This window comes from Thermomonas sp. (assembly GCF_041919455.1).
In the GTDB taxonomy this organism is placed as follows: domain Bacteria; phylum Pseudomonadota; class Gammaproteobacteria; order Xanthomonadales; family Xanthomonadaceae; genus Thermomonas.
On the sequence record NZ_JAYRTQ010000006.1, the window covers coordinates 1 to 17,469 of the forward strand.

General features: G+C 67.0%; 18 protein-coding genes and 1 pseudogene. 14 read left to right on the plus strand and 5 right to left on the minus strand.

Annotated elements, in window-relative coordinates; genetic code table 11:
- Positions 1 to 405: pseudogene (locus ACE3T8_RS05310) on the minus strand (tRNA (N6-isopentenyl adenosine(37)-C2)-methylthiotransferase MiaB); the annotation flags it as partial.
- 132 nt (positions 406 to 537) lie between these two features.
- On the opposite strand from ACE3T8_RS05310, the gene ACE3T8_RS05315 reads away from it, so the two are divergent.
- The 6 genes from ACE3T8_RS05315 to ACE3T8_RS05340 all read left to right on the plus strand — a co-directional run bounded on the left by ACE3T8_RS05315 (position 538) and on the right by ACE3T8_RS05340 (position 5,442).
- Positions 538 to 1,497: a lytic transglycosylase domain-containing protein gene (locus tag ACE3T8_RS05315; RefSeq protein ID WP_374607416.1), complete on the plus strand. Its 960-nt coding sequence runs from the start codon at positions 538 to 540 to the stop codon at positions 1,495 to 1,497.
- Between the two features lie 99 nt (positions 1,498 to 1,596).
- The gene (gene petA, locus ACE3T8_RS05320; protein WP_374607418.1) at positions 1,597 to 2,193 is read left to right on the plus strand and encodes a ubiquinol-cytochrome c reductase iron-sulfur subunit; all 597 of its coding nucleotides are present in this window, start codon (positions 1,597 to 1,599) and stop codon (positions 2,191 to 2,193) included.
- A gap of 3 nt (positions 2,194 to 2,196) precedes the next feature.
- Complete coding sequence (locus ACE3T8_RS05325; protein ID WP_374607420.1) at positions 2,197 to 3,468, plus strand: cytochrome bc complex cytochrome b subunit; 1,272 nt, start codon at positions 2,197 to 2,199, stop codon at positions 3,466 to 3,468.
- The gene (locus tag ACE3T8_RS05330) at positions 3,461 to 4,204 is read left to right on the plus strand and encodes a cytochrome c1 (RefSeq protein WP_374607422.1); all 744 of its coding nucleotides are present in this window, start codon (positions 3,461 to 3,463) and stop codon (positions 4,202 to 4,204) included. Before ACE3T8_RS05325 ends, ACE3T8_RS05330 begins: the two co-directional genes overlap by 8 nt.
- 108 nt (positions 4,205 to 4,312) lie before the next feature.
- The gene (locus tag ACE3T8_RS05335; protein WP_374607423.1) at positions 4,313 to 4,948 is read left to right on the plus strand and encodes a glutathione S-transferase N-terminal domain-containing protein; all 636 of its coding nucleotides are present in this window, start codon (positions 4,313 to 4,315) and stop codon (positions 4,946 to 4,948) included.
- Between the two features lie 29 nt (positions 4,949 to 4,977).
- Positions 4,978 to 5,442: a ClpXP protease specificity-enhancing factor gene (locus tag ACE3T8_RS05340; protein WP_374607425.1), complete on the plus strand. Its 465-nt coding sequence runs from the start codon at positions 4,978 to 4,980 to the stop codon at positions 5,440 to 5,442.
- A 15-nt stretch (positions 5,443 to 5,457) separates the two neighbouring features.
- On the opposite strand, the gene ACE3T8_RS05345 is transcribed toward ACE3T8_RS05340, so the two are convergent.
- A complete protein-coding gene (locus ACE3T8_RS05345) occupies positions 5,458 to 5,796 on the minus strand; it encodes a DUF3301 domain-containing protein (protein ID WP_374607426.1) in 339 nt (112 codons plus the stop codon).
- A 12-nt stretch (positions 5,797 to 5,808) separates the two neighbouring features.
- Here ACE3T8_RS05345 and ACE3T8_RS05350 point away from each other — a divergent pair, with 12 nt between their 5' ends.
- Positions 5,809 to 6,630: an FHA domain-containing protein gene (locus tag ACE3T8_RS05350; RefSeq protein WP_374607427.1), complete on the plus strand. Its 822-nt coding sequence runs from the start codon at positions 5,809 to 5,811 to the stop codon at positions 6,628 to 6,630.
- An 88-nt stretch (positions 6,631 to 6,718) separates the two neighbouring features.
- Here the strand turns inward: ACE3T8_RS05350 and nadC are convergent, their stop codons facing one another.
- Together nadC and ACE3T8_RS05360 are read right to left on the minus strand one after the other, a co-directional pair.
- Complete coding sequence (gene nadC / locus ACE3T8_RS05355) at positions 6,719 to 7,588, minus strand: carboxylating nicotinate-nucleotide diphosphorylase (RefSeq protein WP_374607429.1); 870 nt, start codon at positions 7,586 to 7,588, stop codon at positions 6,719 to 6,721.
- A gap of 11 nt (positions 7,589 to 7,599) precedes the next feature.
- A complete protein-coding gene (locus tag ACE3T8_RS05360) occupies positions 7,600 to 7,869 on the minus strand; it encodes a Trm112 family protein (protein WP_374607430.1) in 270 nt (89 codons plus the stop codon).
- Between the two features lie 71 nt (positions 7,870 to 7,940).
- Between ACE3T8_RS05360 and purE the strand changes: the two genes are divergently transcribed.
- Positions 7,941 to 8,444, plus strand: a complete 504-nt coding sequence (gene purE / locus ACE3T8_RS05365; RefSeq protein ID WP_374607432.1) for a 5-(carboxyamino)imidazole ribonucleotide mutase — start codon at positions 7,941 to 7,943, stop codon at positions 8,442 to 8,444.
- A gap of 1 nt (position 8,445) precedes the next feature.
- Positions 8,446 to 9,594 (plus strand): 5-(carboxyamino)imidazole ribonucleotide synthase, encoded by a 1,149-nt coding sequence (locus ACE3T8_RS05370; RefSeq protein ID WP_374607434.1) that lies wholly within the window; start codon positions 8,446 to 8,448, stop codon positions 9,592 to 9,594.
- A gap of 155 nt (positions 9,595 to 9,749) precedes the next feature.
- On the opposite strand, the gene ACE3T8_RS05375 is transcribed toward ACE3T8_RS05370, so the two are convergent.
- Positions 9,750 to 10,328, minus strand: coding sequence for a superoxide dismutase (locus tag ACE3T8_RS05375; protein ID WP_374607435.1), 579 nt, complete (start codon positions 10,326 to 10,328; stop codon positions 9,750 to 9,752).
- A gap of 168 nt (positions 10,329 to 10,496) precedes the next feature.
- On the opposite strand from ACE3T8_RS05375, the gene grxD reads away from it, so the two are divergent.
- The 5 genes from grxD to ppnN all read left to right on the plus strand — a co-directional run bounded on the left by grxD (position 10,497) and on the right by ppnN (position 17,109).
- Positions 10,497 to 10,817 (plus strand): Grx4 family monothiol glutaredoxin, encoded by a 321-nt coding sequence (grxD, locus tag ACE3T8_RS05380; RefSeq protein ID WP_374607437.1) that lies wholly within the window; start codon positions 10,497 to 10,499, stop codon positions 10,815 to 10,817.
- Positions 10,814 to 11,554 (plus strand): SDR family NAD(P)-dependent oxidoreductase, encoded by a 741-nt coding sequence (locus ACE3T8_RS05385; RefSeq protein WP_374607439.1) that lies wholly within the window; start codon positions 10,814 to 10,816, stop codon positions 11,552 to 11,554. The genes grxD and ACE3T8_RS05385 overlap by 4 nt, the downstream gene beginning before the upstream one ends.
- Positions 11,551 to 12,144, plus strand: a complete 594-nt coding sequence (locus ACE3T8_RS05390; RefSeq protein ID WP_374607440.1) for a YhgN family NAAT transporter — start codon at positions 11,551 to 11,553, stop codon at positions 12,142 to 12,144. The genes ACE3T8_RS05385 and ACE3T8_RS05390 overlap by 4 nt, the downstream gene beginning before the upstream one ends.
- Before the next feature lie 217 nt (positions 12,145 to 12,361).
- Positions 12,362 to 15,601 (plus strand): carboxypeptidase regulatory-like domain-containing protein, encoded by a 3,240-nt coding sequence (locus ACE3T8_RS05395; RefSeq protein WP_374607442.1) that lies wholly within the window; start codon positions 12,362 to 12,364, stop codon positions 15,599 to 15,601.
- A 104-nt stretch (positions 15,602 to 15,705) separates the two neighbouring features.
- Positions 15,706 to 17,109, plus strand: coding sequence for a nucleotide 5'-monophosphate nucleosidase PpnN (ppnN, locus tag ACE3T8_RS05400; RefSeq protein WP_374607445.1), 1,404 nt, complete (start codon positions 15,706 to 15,708; stop codon positions 17,107 to 17,109).
- The last annotated feature ends 360 nt before the right edge of the window (positions 17,110 to 17,469 follow it).

Below are 17,469 nucleotides of genomic sequence, written 5' to 3' on the forward strand. Positions count from 1 at the left end.
CCCGGAGGCGCGGCGGTCACGTATCAGGTCCGGCAGCCGGTGCAGGGTCTGCGGGCCGAACACCAGGTCCACGTAGGGCGCGCGCTTGACGATGGCGGCGCCCTCCTGCGAGGCCACGCAGCCGCCGACCCCGATCAGCACCGGACGTCCGTCCTTCTTCAGCGATTTCCAGCGGCCCAGCTGGCTGAACACCTTTTCCTGGGCTTTTTCGCGAATCGAGCAGGTATTGACCAGGATCACGTCGGCTTCTTCGGCGATCGTGGTCAGTTCCATGCCGTCCGCGGCGGCCAGGACGTCGGCCATCTTCGCCGAGTCGTACTCGTTCATCTGGCAGCCGTGGGTCTGGATGTACAGCTTGCCGCGGGCGCCGGTGGCGGGCGCGGCTTCGGTTGTTTCGGCGCTCATGCTCTCTCTCCGGGGCGCGGCGGGTAATCCGGGCCGGTCGCGCAGTCTAGCGGCGATGGCCCATCCACGGGGCGTCCTGCGTTCACAATCAATGACTTGTAATGACCCGGTGAAGAGGGGAGACTGCCGGCGATGAGGGCCGCCGCCGCATTCCTGATGTTGATGTCCGTGCTGGCGATGCCGGCCGCGGCCGGCAACGTGTACCGCTGCGACGCCGGCGACGGCATCACCTCCTATTCCAACAAGCGGGTTGCCGGCGGCAACTGCAAGCTGGTCGGCAGCTACAAATCGCAACGGGCAGCGAAGCCCAAGGCGCGGCCGGCACCGGCGCCCGCACCGGCGCTGGCGGCGAAAGAGGTCCAGCCGGCGGACGCCTCGCGCAAGGCGGCGATGGGTGGGGCAGTCCCGCCCGCCACCGTCTCCGGCTCACCGGTGGCGGCCAGCCTTGCCGCTGCCACGCCGAGCCCAAGCGCCCCGCGGCTGATCCGCGGCCAGGTCTACGCCTACGTCGGCAAGGACGGCGTGCGCCATTACACCAGCGTGCGCCCGAAAGGCGTTTCCGTGGCGTCGATGCGGACCATCCGCTACAGCTACATGGAAACCTGCTTCGCCTGCGGCGCCAAGCCCGGTGTCGACTTCCGCAGCCTGCGCCTGAACACCGCCGCCTTCAACGACGAGATCCGCAACGCCGCGCGCCAGCACGGGGTCGAGGAGGCGATCGTCCGCGCCATCATCCACGCCGAGTCGGCGTTCAATCCGCGGGCGTTGTCGCGGGTCGGGGCGCAGGGGCTGATGCAGCTGATGCCCGCCACCGCCCGCCGGTTCGGGGTGACCGATGCATTCGATGCCCGCCAGAACATCGGTGGCGGGGTCCAGTACCTGGCCTGGCTGCTCAAGCGCTTCAACGGCAACCTGACCCTGGCCGCGGCCGGCTACAACGCCGGCGAGGGCGCGGTGGACAAGTACAACGGCGTCCCCCCGTACAAGGAGACCCGCCATTACGTGGAGCGGGTCGCGATCCTGGCCGACCGCTACCGCAGCGCCCTGGGTCCGGTTGCGGCCGCCTCCGCCGGCGGATTGTCGGCTCGTTAAGCGTTCCGTTACACTTCCCCGTCTTTTGCCGCAGGCTGGCGCGCGCAAGCGCCAGGCGAGCCTGCGCAACCGTTGTTTGGATTTTTTTCGGAGTGCGGGATGGCCAACGAAGAGGTCAACACCGGCCGGCGCAGGTTCCTCACCGCGACCACGGCAGTGGTCGGTGCGGTGGGAGCCGGGTTCGCCGCGGTGCCTTTCATCAAGTCCTGGAGCCCCAGTGCGCGGGCCCGTTTCGCCGGTGCGCCGGTGAGCCAGGACATCAGTGCGCTGGCGGAAGGCGCGCAAATGGTGATCAACTGGCGCGGCCAGCCGATCTTCATCGCACGCCGCTCCAAGGCCATGCTTGACGTGCTGGGGTCCATGGATGCGCTGGTCGCCGACCCGCAGTCGGGCGCGTCGGAGCAGCCGCAGTACGCGCAAAACGCGACTCGTTCGATCAAGCCGGAGATTTCCGTGCTGGTCGGCGTCTGCACCCACCTGGGCTGCGCGCCGGAGTTCCTGCCGGAAGTGCGGCCCGAGCCGTTCGACCCGGACTGGAAGGGCGGCTACTTCTGCCCCTGCCACAAGTCGCGCTATGACATGGCCGGGCGCGTCTACAAGGCCCAGCCGGCGCCGCTGAACCTGCCGGTCCCGCCGTACCACTTCGAGAGCGACAGCGTGGTCGTGATCGGCCTTGACGGTCAGGGGGCTGCGTAAGCCATGGCGAACATCCTTACCCGTGCAGCGAACGGCCTGATGGATTGGGTCAACGAGCGGGCGCCCGGCATGATGCCGGCGTACCGCAAGCACATGTCCGAGTACTACGCGCCGAAGAACTTCAACATCTGGTACATCTTCGGCGTGTTGTCGATGGTAGTGCTGGTCAACCAGATCCTGACCGGCATCTTCCTGACCATGCACTTCAAGCCGAGCGCGGCGGAAGCCTTCGCCTCGGTCGAATACATCATGCGCGACGTGGAGTGGGGCTGGCTGATCCGCTACATGCACAGCACCGGCGCCTCGCTGTTCTTCATCGTGGTCTACCTGCACATGTTCCGCGGCCTGATGTACGGCAGCTACAAGAAGCCGCGCGAGCTGGTGTGGATCCTGGGCATGCTGATCTACCTGGTGCTGATGGCCGAGGCGTTCCTGGGCTACGTGCTGCCGTGGGGCCAGATGTCCTACTGGGGCGCGAAGGTGATCATCTCGCTGTTCGGTGCGTTCCCGGTGATCGGTACCGGCCTGACCGAATGGATCATGGGCGACTACAACCCGGGCGACGCGACGCTGAACCGCTTCTTCGCGCTGCACGTGATCGCGCTGCCGCTGGTGCTGCTGCTGCTGGTGGTGCTGCACATCGGCGCGCTGCACGAGGTGGGTTCCAACAACCCGGACGGCGTGGAGATCAAGAAGGGCCCGAAGGGCAACCGCTGGTCGCCCACCGCGCCGGCCGACGGCATCCCGTTCCACCCGTACTACACGGTGAAGGACACGTTCTACGTCGGCTTCTTCCTGATCATCGCGGCGTTCGTCATCTTCTTCGCCCCGGCGTTCGGCGGCTGGTTCCTGGAGCACGACAACTTCACCGAGGCCAATGCATTGGTGACCCCGGCGCACATCAAGCCGGTGTGGTACTACACCCCGTACTACGCCATGCTCCGCGTGGTGCCCTCGTTCTTCGGCATCAAGCTGTGGGGCGTGCTGGTGATGTTCGGCGCCATCGCGGTGCTGTTCATGGTGCCCTGGCTGGACAAGTCGAAGGTCAAGTCGTACCGCTACCGCGGGCTGTTCAGCTGGGCGATGCTGATGATGTTCGTGGTCAGCTTCCTGTGGCTGGGCAAGATTGGTGCCGGCCCGGGCACGGATCCGACCGAGACGATCATCGGCCGCGTGCTGACCTTCCTGTATTTCGCCTTCTTCATCACCATGCCGGTGTGGACGAAGCTCGACAAGACCAAGCCGGTGCCGGAACGGGTGACGATGCATGACTAAGAACTTTGTCTCCCGCGCCGCGGTCTTCGCCGCCAGCCTGCTGCTGTCCGTGGCCGCGTTCGCCGCCGGCGGCGGCGACCTCCAGCAGGCCGGCACCGACCTCGACGACAAGGCCTCGCTGCAGCGTGGCGCCGCGCTGTACATGAACTACTGCAGCGGCTGCCACTCGCTGAAGTACGTGCGCTATGCCCGCATCGGCGAGGACCTGGGCCTCACCGAAGACGAGGTGCAGGCCAACCTCAACCTCAACGGCGGCAAGATCGGCGACCACGTCATAGCGCCGATGACCGCGGAGATGGGCGTGGCCGCGTTCGGCAAAGCACCGCCGGACCTGTCGGTGATCGCGCGCGTGCGCGGCAGCGACTGGATCTACACCTATCTGAAGTCGTTCTACCTCGATGAGTCGCGTCCGGTCGGCTGGAACAACAAGCTGTTCCCGAACGCGTCGATGCCGAATCCGCTGTGGGAGCTGCAGGGCCTGCAGCAACCGGTGTACGGGAAGAAGAGCGCAACCGGCGAAATGCCGGTGGAAGGCTTCACCATCAGCCAGCCGGGCACGCAGGATGCCGCCGCGTTCGACCAGACCGCGCGCGACATCACCGCCTTCCTGGAATACGCGGGCGAGCCGGCGGCGCTCAAGCGCCAGGGCCTGGGTGTGTGGGTGATCCTGTTCCTTGCGTTCTTCACGCTCATGGCGTGGTTGCTGAAGACGGAATACTGGCGGGACGTTCACTGACGCGACGGCACTGCGCGTAGCACGGGGAACGACGCTTGGCGGCCGCCCGCATCCTGCGGGCGGCGCGTGTGCGGCCGGCAAGGCCTGGCCGCGGGGGTGGTTCTGATGATGGCTGTGAGTCCGCGCATGCGTAATGCACTGACCTTGTTCTCCTCGGTCGACGACGTCCTGTGCCACCGCGTCCGCCTGGTGCTGGCCGCCAAGGGCGTCACCTACGACCTGATTCCGGTGGATCCGCAGAACCCGCCGGAAGACCTGATCGACCTCAACCCGTACCACTCGGTGCCGACCCTGGTCGAGCGCGACCTGGTGCTGTACGCCGCCAGCGTGGTCAGCGAATACCTCGACGAGCGCTACCCGCATCCGCCGTTGATGCCGGTCGACCCGCTCTCGCGCGCGCGCCTGCGGCTGGCGATGCTGCGCATCGAACACGACTGGGTGCCGCAGGTGCAGGCGATCCAGCTGGGCAACAAGCAGCAGGCCGACGCCGGGCGCAAGCGCCTGAAGGAATTGCTGACCGCCTCGGTGCCGTTGTTCAAGGCGAGCAAGTTCTTCCTCAACCCGGAGATGAGCCTGGCTGACTGCGCGATGGCCCCGATCATCTGGCGCCTGCCGTCGCTCGACATCCCGTTGCCGAAGGACGGCAAGGCGATCGAGGACTACGGCAACCGCATCTTCCGCAACCCCGGTTTCGTGCGCAGCCTCACCGAGAAGGAAAAGAACCTCCGTGACCTCCCGGCATGACGCGGGCCCCATGACGACGGTTGCCTGAGATGGGCGACGACGCCCTCGCGATGAGCAGCCATCGCCCGTACCTGTTGCGGGCGCTCTACGAGTGGATCGTGGACAACGGCATGACGCCGCACGTGCTGGTCGATGCCAGTCTCCCCGGCGTGCGCGTGCCACGGCATGCGGTGAAGGATGGCCGCATCGTGCTCAACATCGCCGAACGCGCGGTGGCCAAGCTCGAGCTCGGCAACGATGCACTGCGATTCACCGCGCGCTTCGCCGGCGTCAGCCAGACGGTTCTGGTGCCGTTGCCGGCGGTGATCGCGGTCTATGCGCGCGAGACCGGCCAAGGCATGGCCTTGCCGGACGAGCCGCGCGGCGGTGCCACGCCAATGGAACCTGCAGGCGACTCCATCCCCGACACCGAGCTCCCGCCGCCCGACGACAATGGCCCGGCGGGTCCGTCGGGGCCGCCCAGGCGCGGCGGTCACCTGCGCATCGTCAAGTAGCCGGCGAGCCGTCCGTCAGGGCAGCGGGAAGCTGCGTACCACGGCCTGCGCAGCGCGGCTGGGCCCGCTGAAGCCGACCAGCTTTTCCCCCAGCAGCACGACCCGGCCGACGTGGCGATCCTGCCCGTCTTCGGAGTATTCGAAGCGGAAGCTGCGCTCGATGCCCAGCCAGCCGGTGTCCCGCCGGCGCAGGCGCATGCCGATCGCATGGACCGACTGGTCCAGCCATTGCACGCCCGCCGCCTGGCAGGCGTCGCGTCCGATCTCGGCGGCGCGTTCGGCGGCGGCACGCGCCGCGGTGAACATGAAGAACGCCGTGACGCCCACGGCCATTAGAATCAGCAAGGTTGGCATCGCCCTAATGTGGTGGCGACCGCCCGGAAGCGCAAGCGCACCGACAACAAGGACGAGGCAAAGACGCGCATGATGATGAAACTGGTGTTCCCCGCCGGCGACCGGCCGCAGATGCTGCTCGACCAGGGCGTGTACCGGATCGGCTCGGCCGCGGATGCGGACGTGGCGCTGGCGGCGGACGGGATCGAACCGCTGCACTGCGAACTGCAGGTCGGCGCACAGGGCGTGCAGGTGCGCGTACCGACCGGTATCCGGGTGCTGGTCAACGAGCGTCCGGTCGATGGCCTGATCGCGTTGCGCGCCGACGACACCCTGGGCGTGGCCTCCACCCGCATCCGGCTGCTCGATGCCGCCGCTGATGCCGGGCATGCCGCGCCGGCTGCCCGCAACGCGGAAGCCGGCGACATCAACGCCACGATGGTGCGTCCGGTAGTGCCGAAGTTCGCCTTGCGCGGCCTGTCGGGCGAGCAGTTCGGCCGCAGTTTCCCGCTGCACGCCAGCGTTACCATCGGCCGCGCCGATGATGCGGGGCTGCGCATCCCGCTGGAGAGCATCTCCCGGCTGCATGCGCGGCTCACCCCCGCCGGCGACGAGGTGCTGCTGGAGGACCTTGGCTCTGCGAACGGCACCTGGCTCAACGGCAAGCGCATTACCCGCGGACAGGCCGTGCATGGCGACGAGATCCGCTTCGACACCCAGCGTTTCCAGCTGCTGATGCCGGGGCAGCCGCTCCAGGTACCGGTTGCCAGCGCGCCCGCGGGTGGTCGTAGGCCATGGCTGGTGCTGGCGCTTCTCGTGGTGGCGGCCGGCGCGGCGGCCTGGCTGCTGCGCTGAACGGGCCCTTCTTGTAGGAGCGGCGTTAGCCGCGACCCGGCTCGGGGGATGTGGTGGCGTGCCTGAAGGCGCTCCTGGGGGAGCGTTGTCAGGGCGGCGGGCCGAGCTTGAGCGAGAAGTCGATGGCGTGCACGTGCTTGGTCAGGCCGCCGATGGAGATGCAATCCACGCCATCCTCGGCGATGCCGCGCAGGGTGGTCATGTCCACGCCGCCCGAGACCTCCAGCGGGATGCGCCCATCAAAGGGCGCCGCCCTGGCGATGCGGACCGCTTCGCGCCGCGTGTCGGCATCGAAGTCGTCGATCAGGATGCGCGTGCAGCCTGCCTCCAGCGCCTCGCGCAGTTGCGCCAGCGTTTCCACTTCCACGATCAGCGGCAGCGCAGGATGCAGCGCGCGCGCGCGCGCGACCGCCCCGGCCAGCGAACCCGCCGCGCGGATGTGGTTCTCCTTCAGCATCACCGCGTCGTACAGGCCGATGCGGTGGTTGACGCCGCCGCCCACGCGCACCGCGTATTTCTGCGCCAGGCGCAGGCCCGGGATGGTCTTGCGGGTGTCCAGGATCCTTGCGCCGGTGCCTTGCACGGCGTCCACATACTGTGCTGTGACGGTGGCCGTCCCGCTCAGGGTCTGCAAAAAATTCAATGAGGCGCGCTCCGCGCTGACCAGCGCGCGGTTGCGGCCCTGCAGGGTGGCAACCACCGTGCCCTTGCCGATGCGGTCGCCCTCCTGGCAGCGCCAGTCGATGCGCACGCCGGGATCGAGCGCGCGATGGCAGGCGTCGAACCACGGACGCCCGGCGACCACGCAGTCTTCCTTGCACAGCAGGTAGGCGCTGTCGGCGGCATCGTCCAGCAGCGACGCGGTCGCATCGCCGGGGCCGATGTCCTCGGCCAGCGCGGCGGCGACGTCGGCATCGATGACCGCCGCGGGCGGCGGAGCGAAACGCGCCCCGTTCATGCCCACGCCGTTCATTGTCTGGGGAAACCGTCGACCTGCGCGGTGGCGATGCCGTCCTCGACCAGCAAGACCGGAATGCCGTCGTCCACGCGGTACACGGTCTTGCGGTCACGGGTGACCAGCGCCTCGCGCAGGGCTTCGGCCTGCACGCCGTCGTCGTTGCGCTTGACGCGGCCCTCGGCGATTGCCCGGTTCAGTGCCTCCAGGCCGCCGGCTTCGAGGATCGAAAGCGACTGCCGGGTGGCGGGGCAGACCAGGATGTCGAGGAGTTTGCGATCCATGTCGATGCCGATGGGGGATGGGGTCGCTAGAATACCGGTTTGGATCAGGCGTTTTGACGCCGGGAACCGACATGGCCGAAGCAGGGGACGCACCACTGGTGGGGATCGTCATGGGCTCCCGCTCCGACTGGGAGACCATGCAGCACGCAAGCGCGAAACTGGAAGCGCTCGGTGTGCCGCATGAAGTGCGCGTGGTCTCCGCGCACCGCACGCCGGACGTGCTGTTCGAATACGCGGCGTCCGCGCAGGCGCGTGGCCTGCGCGCGATCATCGCCGGCGCCGGTGGTGCCGCCCACTTGCCGGGCATGCTGGCCGCCAAGACCGCGGTGCCGGTGCTCGGCGTGCCGGTGCAGAGCAAGGCGCTGAACGGGATGGATTCGCTGCTTTCGATCGTGCAGATGCCGGCCGGCATCCCGGTGGCCACCTTCGCGATCGGCAATGCGGGCGCCGCCAACGCGGCCCTGTTCGCCGCGGCGATGCTCGCCAGCGACCACCCGGCCATCGGCGATGCGCTGGCCGCGTTCCGCGCCAAGCAGACCGATGACGTCGCCAACAACGACGATCCTCGGAAGTGACATGACCACCGTCGGCATCCTCGGAGGCGGGCAACTGGCCCGGATGATGGCGCTCTCCGGCGCGCCGCTTGGCCTGCGTTTCCGCGTGCTCGACAACGTCGCCGATGCCTGCGCCGGGCAATTCGCGCCGATGGTGGTTGGCGACTACACGGACCAAGCCGCGTTGGCGGAGTTCGCCTCGCAGATCGACGTGGCCACCTTCGATTTCGAGAACGTGCCGGCCGAATCCGCGCAGTGGTTGAGCGAACGGGTGCCGGTGTTCCCGAACCCGCGCGCACTGGCGGTGGCGCAGGATCGACTCGCCGAGAAGACCCTGTTCCGCGAGCTAGGGATCCCGGTGCCGGACTTCTCCGATATCGCGTCGCGCGGGCAGCTGGAGGCCGCGGTCGCGCGCCTAGGCACCCCGTGCATCCTGAAGACGCGGCGGCTGGGCTACGACGGCAAGGGCCAGTTCCGGATCAAGTCGGCGGCCGATATCGATGCCGCCTGGGACGCGCTCGGCGCGCAGGCGATGACGGTGGGACTGATCCTCGAGAGCTTCGTGCATTTCCAGCGCGAGCTGTCGGTGGTCGTGGTTCGCGGGCAAGGCGGCGAATTCCGCGCCTGGCCGCTGACCGAGAACTGGCACGTCGATGGCGTGCTCTCCGCGAGCCTGGCGCCGGCGCGTGTCGACGACGCGCTGCAGGCCACCGCGCTGGCGCACGCGCGCAAGCTGGCCGAGGCACTGGATTACGTGGGCGTGTTCGCGCTGGAGCTGTTCTGCAAGGACGGCGAGCTGCTGGCCAACGAGCTGGCGCCGCGCGTGCACAACTCCGGACACTGGACGATCGAGGGGAGCGAGACGTCGCAGTTCCAGAACCACCTGCGCGCGGTGCTCGGCCTGCCGCTGGGCGATACGCGGATGGTGGGCGTTGTCTGCATGCTCAACTGGATCGGCGCGATGCCGGACGCGGCTGCCGTGCTGGGCGAGGCTGGCGGCCACTGGCACGACTACGGCAAGGAGCCGCGGGCCGGACGCAAGGTGGGGCATGCGACGTTGCGCGCGAATTCGCCGGGTGAACTGGCCGCCGCCTTGCAGCGGGTTGGCGTGGTGCTGGATCGCGAGGCGCAGGTGGCGCCGGTCATCGCGGCGTTGGCGCTTCGGGGCTGATCTCGCGATGGCGCCTGCCGCCGGGCGTTCGCGACGCGACTCGGCATGCGGCTATGCGAATCACCCGACGCTCTCGCCATCCCCGGGATGATGTCGCAGCAATGAAAAACGGCCGGATCGCTCCGGCCGTTTTCTTATTCGCGATGCGCCGCGGGTTACTTCATGTTGCCGGCGACGAAATCCCAGTTGACCAGGTTCCAGAACGCCTCGACGTACTTCGGGCGGGCATTGCGATAGTCGATGTAGTAGGCGTGTTCCCACACGTCGCAGGTCAGCAGCGGGGTGTCCTCGCCGGTGAGCGGGGTGGCGGCATTGGGGGTGCTGGCGAGCGCCAGCGAACCGTCCGCGCGCTGCACCAGCCAGCCCCAGCCGGAGCCGAAGGTGCCGACCGAGGTCTTGGTGAACTCTTCCTTGAACTTCTCGAAGCTGCCGAACGCGGCGTTGATCGCCTCGGCCAGCTTGCCGGTCGGTTCGCCGCCGCCGTTGGGCTTCAGGCAGTTCCAGTAGAAGGTGTGGTTCCACACCTGCGCGGCGTTGTTGAACATGCCGCCCTGCGATTTGCGGATGATGTCCTCCAGCGACATGTCGGCGAACTCGGTGCCGGCGATCATGTTGTTGAGGTTGGTCACGTACGTCTGGTGGTGCTTGCCGTAGTGGAAGTCGATGGTCTCGCCGGAGATGTGCGGCTCCAGGGCGGTGCGGTCGTAGGGCAGGGCGGGCAGTTCGATGGCCACGGCGGGCTCCTGTGGATGGGTGGGGGTGCGGCCGGGGCCGCGCGAAGACTTACAATGTGCGGATCGTTCGACCCGCGCATTCTATCCCCACCGCCCGTTGCCGCTGCGTCGACATCCGGTCGACCGCCGCCGGCGCCACGGGACGCAGCGTTTCAGGAGCAACCGCCAATGTCTTCCATCGAAGATCGTATCCGCGCAGAGATCGATGGCCATCCCATCGTCCTGTTCATGAAGGGCACCCCGCAGTTCCCGATGTGCGGCTTCTCCAGCCGCTCGGTCCAGGCCCTGAAGGCCGCTGGCGCGCAGCTGCATACCGTCAACGTACTGGAGGAGCCGGAGATCCGCGCCAACCTGCCGCGTTTCTCCGATTGGCCGACCTTCCCGCAGCTCTTCATCAACGGCGAGCTGATCGGCGGCTGCGACATCACCGTCGAGCTGTCCGAATCGGGTGAGCTGGCCCGCATCGTCGCGGACGCGCAAAAAGCGTGAGCGGGACGCAGTCGCTTGCAGGGCCGGCCTTGGACGGGCGGGTCGTCCTGATCGTTGGCGCCGCCGGTGGCCTCGGCTCGGCGGCAGCGGTGGCCTGCGCGCAGGCCGGCGCGACGGTGGTGCTGCTCGGCCGCAAGGTCGCGCCGCTCAATCGCGTCTACGATGCGGTGAAGGCGGTCGGTCCGGAGCCGCTGCTGTACCCGCTGGACCTGGTGGGCGCCTCGCCGGATGATTTCGATGAACTCGCGCAGCGGCTGGATGCCGAGCTTGGCCGCCTCGATGGCGTCCTCCACTGCGCCGCCGAGTTCAAGGGCCTGACCCCGCTGCTGCACACCGACCCGGCCGATTTCGCCCGCGCCATCCACGTCGACCTGACCGCGCGCTGGTGGCTTACCCAGGCCTGCCTGCCGCTTCTCGCGAAGTCCGATGCCGGCGCGGTCGTGTTTGCCATCGACGACCCGTCGCGCGGCGGCAGCCCTGCCTTCTGGGGCGGCTACGGCTTGGCCCAGGCGGCGCAGGCGACGCTGGTGCCGATGCTGCAGGCGGAGCTCGGCGAGCACGGCCCGCGCGTCAGCGGCCTGCGCCCGGGGCCGATGCGCACCGGACTGCGCGGGAAGGCGTTCCAGGCCAACACCGATCTCCAAGCGAAGCCAGCAAGCGACTATGCCGCGGCCTGCGTCGAGCTGCTGTCGGCGGCTGGTGCGGCGCAGCGCGGGCGGATCGTGGAACTGGCATGACCATCGCCTCGGCCGCCCTGCTGCTGTTCCTGATCCTGGATCCGCTGGGCAACATCCCGGTGTTCCTGGGCCTGCTCAAGGGGCTGCCGCCAGCCCGCCAGCGGGTGGTGATCGTCCGCGAACTGCTGATCGCGCTGGCCGTGCTGATGCTGTTCCTGTGGGCCGGCCGCTACCTGCTGGAACTGATGCACCTCCGCCAGGAATCGGTGTCGATCGCCGGCGGCATCATCCTGTTCCTGATCGGCCTGCGGATGATCTTCCCTCCGGCCGACGGCATCATGGGCGAGCAGCCCGAAGGCGAGCCCTTCATCGTGCCGATGGCGATCCCGATGATCGCCGGCCCCTCCGGGATGGCGGCAGTGATGCTGCTGGGCAGCCAGGAGCCGGGCCGGATGGGGGCGTGGAGCTTGGCGCTGGCGATCGCGTGGGCTGCCACCGCGCTCATCCTGTTCTCGGCCACCTACCTGCAGAAATGGCTGGGCACGCGCGTCCTGACCGCCATCGAGCGGCTGATGGGCATGGTCATCGTGGCCATCTCGGTGCAGATGTTGCTGGACGGAATTGCGAGCTACCTGCGCGCCGGAACCTGAACAGGGGCGGCCACTTACGCGATTCGCAGGGCGTCGCCGGACTGTCATCCCGCGGTCATGAAACCCGCCTACCGTGTTAAACTTTGGTGAACCCGTACGGTTTCGCATGGGTTCAGGGGTTCCGAATTCGCCGACAACCGTCGCCAGGCGGACGCGTCGGCACGTGCCGTCCTTCGTCCGTCGTTCTTTTTCTTTCTCGCTCACTGAGGTTACCGATATGACTCACCCGAACCGCGTCCGGCTGTCGAAGCTGTCGCTGGGCTTGATGGTCGCGCTCGCCGCGGCTCCTGTTTTCGCGCAGAGCACGTCCGCCGGCGTCGGCGGCCAGGTGGTCGGTGCCGACGGCCAGCCGGTCGCGGGCGCCGAAGTCACCATCACCCACATCGAGTCGGGCACGGTCAGCCGTGCGACCACCGATGCGGCCGGTCGTTACAACGCGCGCGGCCTGCGCGTGGGTGGTCCGTACACCATCACCATCAACAAGGCGGGTGCCGGTAGCGATACCGAGGAGAACGTGTACCTGACCCTGAACCAGGTCAGCACCGTCGACGGCCAGCTCAACAACGACGTCGCCACCCTCGGCACCGTGCAGGCCGTCGCCAGTACCGTGACCTCGGTGTTCTCGTCCACCAAGATGGGCTCGGGCAGCAATGTTGACCAGGCCACGATCGAGGCACTCCCGTCGATCGGCGGCAACATTCAGGACTTCATGCGCCTCGACCCGCGCGTGGCCTTTACCGACCGCGCCTCCGGCAACATCAGCGCCGGCGGCCAGAACCCGCGTTACAACGCGATCGCAATCGACGGCGTGTCGGCCAGCGATACCTTCGGCCTGGAAGGCAACAACATGACCACCCGGCGCCAGCCGGTGTCCATGCAGGCCATCGAGGCCATCGACATCGACTTGTCGAACTACGACGTGACCACCTCGGGCGCGGCAGGCGCCAACGTCAACGCGGTGACCAAGTCCGGTACCAATGAGTTCCATGGTTCGCTCTACGGCACCTACCGCGATGGCGACTGGTTCGGCGACTACCCAAATACCGGCCTGCCGTTCGGCGAATACGGCGCGGAAACGACTTGGGGTGTGACCCTGGGCGGCCCGCTCATCAAGGACAAGTTGTTCTTCTTCGCCAACTACGAGAAGTTCAACCAGAAGAGCCCGGGCATCGACCTGGCCGCCTCGCCGCTGGCCAACCCGAACGCCGACTTCGACGCCGCCGACGTGGCTGAAGTGCAGCGCATCGCCCAGAAGTACGGGTTCGATGCCGGCGGCTTCGAGACCAACAGCGACACCAATCTCGAAGAATATGCGCTCAAGCTGGACTGGAACATCAACGACAATCACCGTGCCAGCCTTCGTTACAGCAAGCTGGACCAGGACAAGGTGCGTCCGGAAGGCGCGTCCAGCAGCACGCTTTCGCTGAGTTCGTACTGGTACAACCAGGTGAAGTCGGTGGAAAGCTACGTCGGCCAGCTCTACAGCGACTGGACCGACAATTTCAGCACCGAGTTCAAGGTGTCGTTCCGGGACTACAGCGCGGTGCGCGTCACCTCCAGCACGGCCCCCAGCATCCGCGTCTACTTCGACGGTACCGTGGCCCAGCCGAGCGGTGATTCGATCTACCTCGGTACCGAGGCGAACACCCAAGGCAACACCCTGCTGACGAAAACCTGGAACTACTACGGCGCCGGCACCCTGACCATGGGCGACCACGACGTCAAGTTCGGCTTCGACTACAGCGACAACGACATCTTCAACTACTACGGTCGCGATTCCTGGGGCACCTACACCTTCTACGGGCTGGACAACTTCGAGAATGGCATCTGGTCGAGCTACAGCCTGCAGCGCGAACGCATGCCGGGTTCGATCGCGGTGGCCTACAGCAGCCGCAACCTCGGCCTGTTCCTGCAGGACACCTGGTATTTCAACAACAACCTCACCCTGACCTTCGGCGTGCGCGCCGACAGGCCCAGCGTGAGTCCGAACCCGCCGTACAACGCGGAAGCTGAGCGCGTCTGGGGCTACGACAGCAGCCAGGTGTTCGATGGCAACTTCATCGTGCAGCCGCGCTTCGGCTTCAACTACACCTTCGACACCGAGCGCCAGACCCAGCTGCGTGGCGGCGTCGGCCTGTTCCAGGGTGATTCGCCGCAGGTGTGGATCGGCAATGGCTTTGGCCAGAACGGCATGAACAGCGTCTCGTACTTCTACGACCAGTACAACGCGTCGTTGCCGTTCAGCGCCGACGCGTTCGACCAGCCGGTGCCTCCGGGCGACCCGAATGCGGGCACCCCGTGCACCAGCTCCAGCGCGCGCTGCACCATGAACTTCGTCACCGACGACTTCGAGCTGCCGTCGATCTGGAAGGCGAATCTGGCGATCGACCACGAATTGCCGTGGCACGGCATCGTCGCGTCCGCCGAGCTGCTGATGACGGACGTCAAGAGCGGCCTGTACTACGACAGCCTCAATCTCGGCCCGGGCTATACCGGTCCTGACGGCCGCGAACTGCACTGGACCCCCACCAACAGCAATGGTTCGGTCCGCTTCAGCAGTTCGGGCTTCGGTCGCAATTCGAATTACGACTACGTCTACCTGCTGGCCAATACCAGCAAGGGCAAGAGCCAGCAGCTGACCTTCATGCTGAACAAGCCTTGGAGCGTCGACAGCGACTGGTCGTGGACACTGGGTTACACCTACACCAACGTGACCGAAGTCGGTTCGCTGACCAGTTCCACCGCGAGCTCGGGCTACAGCTACCAGCACAGCTTCAACGTCGGCGAGAACATCTCCAAGAACGGCCGCTACGAGATCAAGGACCGTTTCAGCGGTTCGTTGAACTGGAAGCACGCGTTCTTCGGTGATTACGAGACCCGCGTCGGCTTGTTCTATGAAGGCCGCAGCGGCCGTCCGTACAGCATGATCTTCAACGGCGATGCGAACGGCGATCGCCGCAGCAACAATGACCTGTTCTACGTGCCGTCCGGCCCGGGCGACGTCCTGTTCGGCACCCTGAGCGGTTCGACCACCAACCCGATCTTCACTCGGGACGCCGCGATGGAAGCGTCGTTCTTCAGCTGGCTGGCAGGTGTGGACGAGCTCAACGCCTACCGGGGTACCTACGCGGCGGCGAATGCCTTCCGTGCGGAGTGGGTCAATACCTTCGACTTGCGCGTCACGCAGGAGTTGCCGGGTCTGTTCAAGGGCCACAAGTCGCAGGTGTGGGTGGATATCCAGAACGTCGGCAACCTCCTGAACAAGGATTGGGGCCACATCCTGGATTACGGCTTCTTCGGCAGCCGTCGCATCGCGACCCTGCAGGGCATGTACAACGGCAAGTACGTGTACAACTACCGCTTCGCGGATAACCCGGCGATCCCGACCGATTCCGACGGCTTCACGCACGGCATCTCGCAGTGGTCCCTGCAGGTCGGCTTCAAGTACGAGTTCTGATCCAACGCGTCATCGCAACACCGAAACGGCCGGAGCAATCCGGCCGTTTCCTTTTGTGCGGCGGGGGCGCGCCGGGTGGCGGACTGCGCTAAAGTTGGCGGTCTATGAACGACATCCAATCATCGCCGCAGCCGGCGGCCGTCCCGACCCGCAAACTCCCCACCGTCGATGCCCATATCTACCCGCGTGGTGGCCTTGACGTACTTTCCCGCGCCGAGGTCGCGCGCCTGCGCGATGCGTCCATCGGCGGGATGCACGACCTGCTGCGCCGCTGTGCGCTGGCGGTGCTGACCAGCGGCAGCGCCTCCGACGATCCGCGCGCGGCGCAGGAGCTGTACCCGGATTTCGACATCCAGGTGCTGCAGCAGGATCGCGGCGTGCGCATCGACCTGCACAACGCGCCGGCGATGGCCTTCGTCGATGGCGAGATCATCCGTGGCGTCGCCGAACTGCTGTTCGCGGTGGTCCGCGACCTGGCGTGGACCGCGATCGAACTGGCGGAAGAAGCCGACCTGATGAGCGGCGAGGGGATCACCGACGCTGTGTTCGGCCTGCTGCGCAACGCGCGCGTGCTGCACCCGGCCGATCCCAACCTGGTGGTGTGCTGGGGTGGCCACTCGATCGGCCGCGAGGAATACATGTACACCAAGGAGGTCGGCTACCAGCTGGGCCTGCGCCGGCTGGACATCTGCACCGGCTGCGGCCCGGGGGCGATGAAGGGGCCGATGAAGGGCGCCACCATCGCCCACGCCAAGCAGCGCCATCGCCGCACCCGCTACATCGGCATCACCGAGCCCGGCATCATCGCCGCCGAATCGCCGAATCCGATCGTCAACCACCTGGTGATCATGCCGGACATCGAGAAGCGCCTCGAGGCCTTCGTCCGCATGGCCCACGGCATCATCGTGTTCCCCGGTGGCGTCGGTACCGCGGAGGAAATCCTGTACCTGCTCGGCATCCTGCTGCGCGAGGAGAACGCCGGCCGCCGCTTCCCGGTGATCCTCACCGGCCCGACCGGCGCCGCCCCGTACTTCGAGCAGATCGATCGCTTCATCCGCCTGACCCTGGGCGACGATGCCGCGTCGCGCTACGAGATCATCGTCAACGACCCGGAGACAGTCGCCCGGCGCATGGACTCCGGCATCCGCAAGGTCCGCGAACAGCGCGTCGCGCAGAAGGATTCGTTCTTCTTCAACTGGGCCCTGCACGTGCCGCTGGCCTTCCAGCAACCGTTCGTGCCCACCCACGAGGCGATGGCCGCGCTGGACCTGCACCACGGCCGCAAGCCGCACGAACTGGCGGCGGACCTGCGCCGCGCGTTCTCCGGCATCGTCGCCGGCAACGTCAAGGAAGACGGCATGCGCCGCATCGAGCAGTTCGGCCCGTTCGAGATCCATGGCGACCCGGACATCATGCAGGCGCTGGATGGGCTGCTGCGCGCATTCGTGGAGCAGCGCCGGATGAAGATCGCGGGGGATTACCGGCCGTGCTACCGGGTGGTGACGTAGCGGCGGTACACCATGCGCGCTCAGGAGTCCGGGGGGGGGGCAGCTGAAAGCCTGGAGTGAACAGCCGGGTACCCTAGATTGGGCGATACCGGAGCCTGGCGCGCGCAGTCCAAAGCTTGGCGCGTGATGCCCAGGAACTCGGAGCGAGCAGTTCACCTGCTTGGACCGTGAAGCTCAGAGCTTGAAGCGCGCAGTTCAACAGCGTGCTGGGCAAAGCTCGGAACCTGATGCGGGAGGTTCTGCTGCCCGGAACGCGCTGTAGGTGCCGCACTGCGACCAATGCACGATCAACGCGTCCACGGCCGCAGGCTGCCTGATCTCGTCGGCGATCTGCGCCGCATCGAACAGGTCCGCCCGTTG

Bases quoted from the DNA above. Each gene is read 5' to 3' on its own strand.
- ACE3T8_RS05315 (WP_374607416.1), top strand. From the start codon at position 538: ATGAGGGCCGCCGCCGCATTCCTGATGTTGATGTCCGTGCTGGCGATG.
- petA (WP_374607418.1), top strand. From the start codon at position 1,597: ATGGCCAACGAAGAGGTCAACACCGGCCGGCGCAGGTTCCTCACCGCG.
- ACE3T8_RS05325 (WP_374607420.1), top strand. From the start codon at position 2,197: ATGGCGAACATCCTTACCCGTGCAGCGAACGGCCTGATGGATTGGGTC.
- ACE3T8_RS05330 (WP_374607422.1), top strand. From the start codon at position 3,461: ATGACTAAGAACTTTGTCTCCCGCGCCGCGGTCTTCGCCGCCAGCCTG.
- ACE3T8_RS05335 (WP_374607423.1), top strand. From the start codon at position 4,313: ATGGCTGTGAGTCCGCGCATGCGTAATGCACTGACCTTGTTCTCCTCG.
- ACE3T8_RS05340 (WP_374607425.1), top strand. From the start codon at position 4,978: ATGGGCGACGACGCCCTCGCGATGAGCAGCCATCGCCCGTACCTGTTG.
- ACE3T8_RS05345 (WP_374607426.1), bottom strand. From the start codon at position 5,796: ATGCCAACCTTGCTGATTCTAATGGCCGTGGGCGTCACGGCGTTCTTC.
- nadC (WP_374607429.1), bottom strand. From the start codon at position 7,588: ATGAACGGGGCGCGTTTCGCTCCGCCGCCCGCGGCGGTCATCGATGCC.
- ACE3T8_RS05360 (WP_374607430.1), bottom strand. From the start codon at position 7,869: ATGGATCGCAAACTCCTCGACATCCTGGTCTGCCCCGCCACCCGGCAG.
- purE (WP_374607432.1), top strand. From the start codon at position 7,941: ATGGCCGAAGCAGGGGACGCACCACTGGTGGGGATCGTCATGGGCTCC.
- ACE3T8_RS05370 (WP_374607434.1), top strand. From the start codon at position 8,446: ATGACCACCGTCGGCATCCTCGGAGGCGGGCAACTGGCCCGGATGATG.
- grxD (WP_374607437.1), top strand. From the start codon at position 10,497: ATGTCTTCCATCGAAGATCGTATCCGCGCAGAGATCGATGGCCATCCC.
- ACE3T8_RS05390 (WP_374607440.1), top strand. From the start codon at position 11,551: ATGACCATCGCCTCGGCCGCCCTGCTGCTGTTCCTGATCCTGGATCCG.
- ACE3T8_RS05395 (WP_374607442.1), top strand. From the start codon at position 12,362: ATGACTCACCCGAACCGCGTCCGGCTGTCGAAGCTGTCGCTGGGCTTG.
- ppnN (WP_374607445.1), top strand. From the start codon at position 15,706: ATGAACGACATCCAATCATCGCCGCAGCCGGCGGCCGTCCCGACCCGC.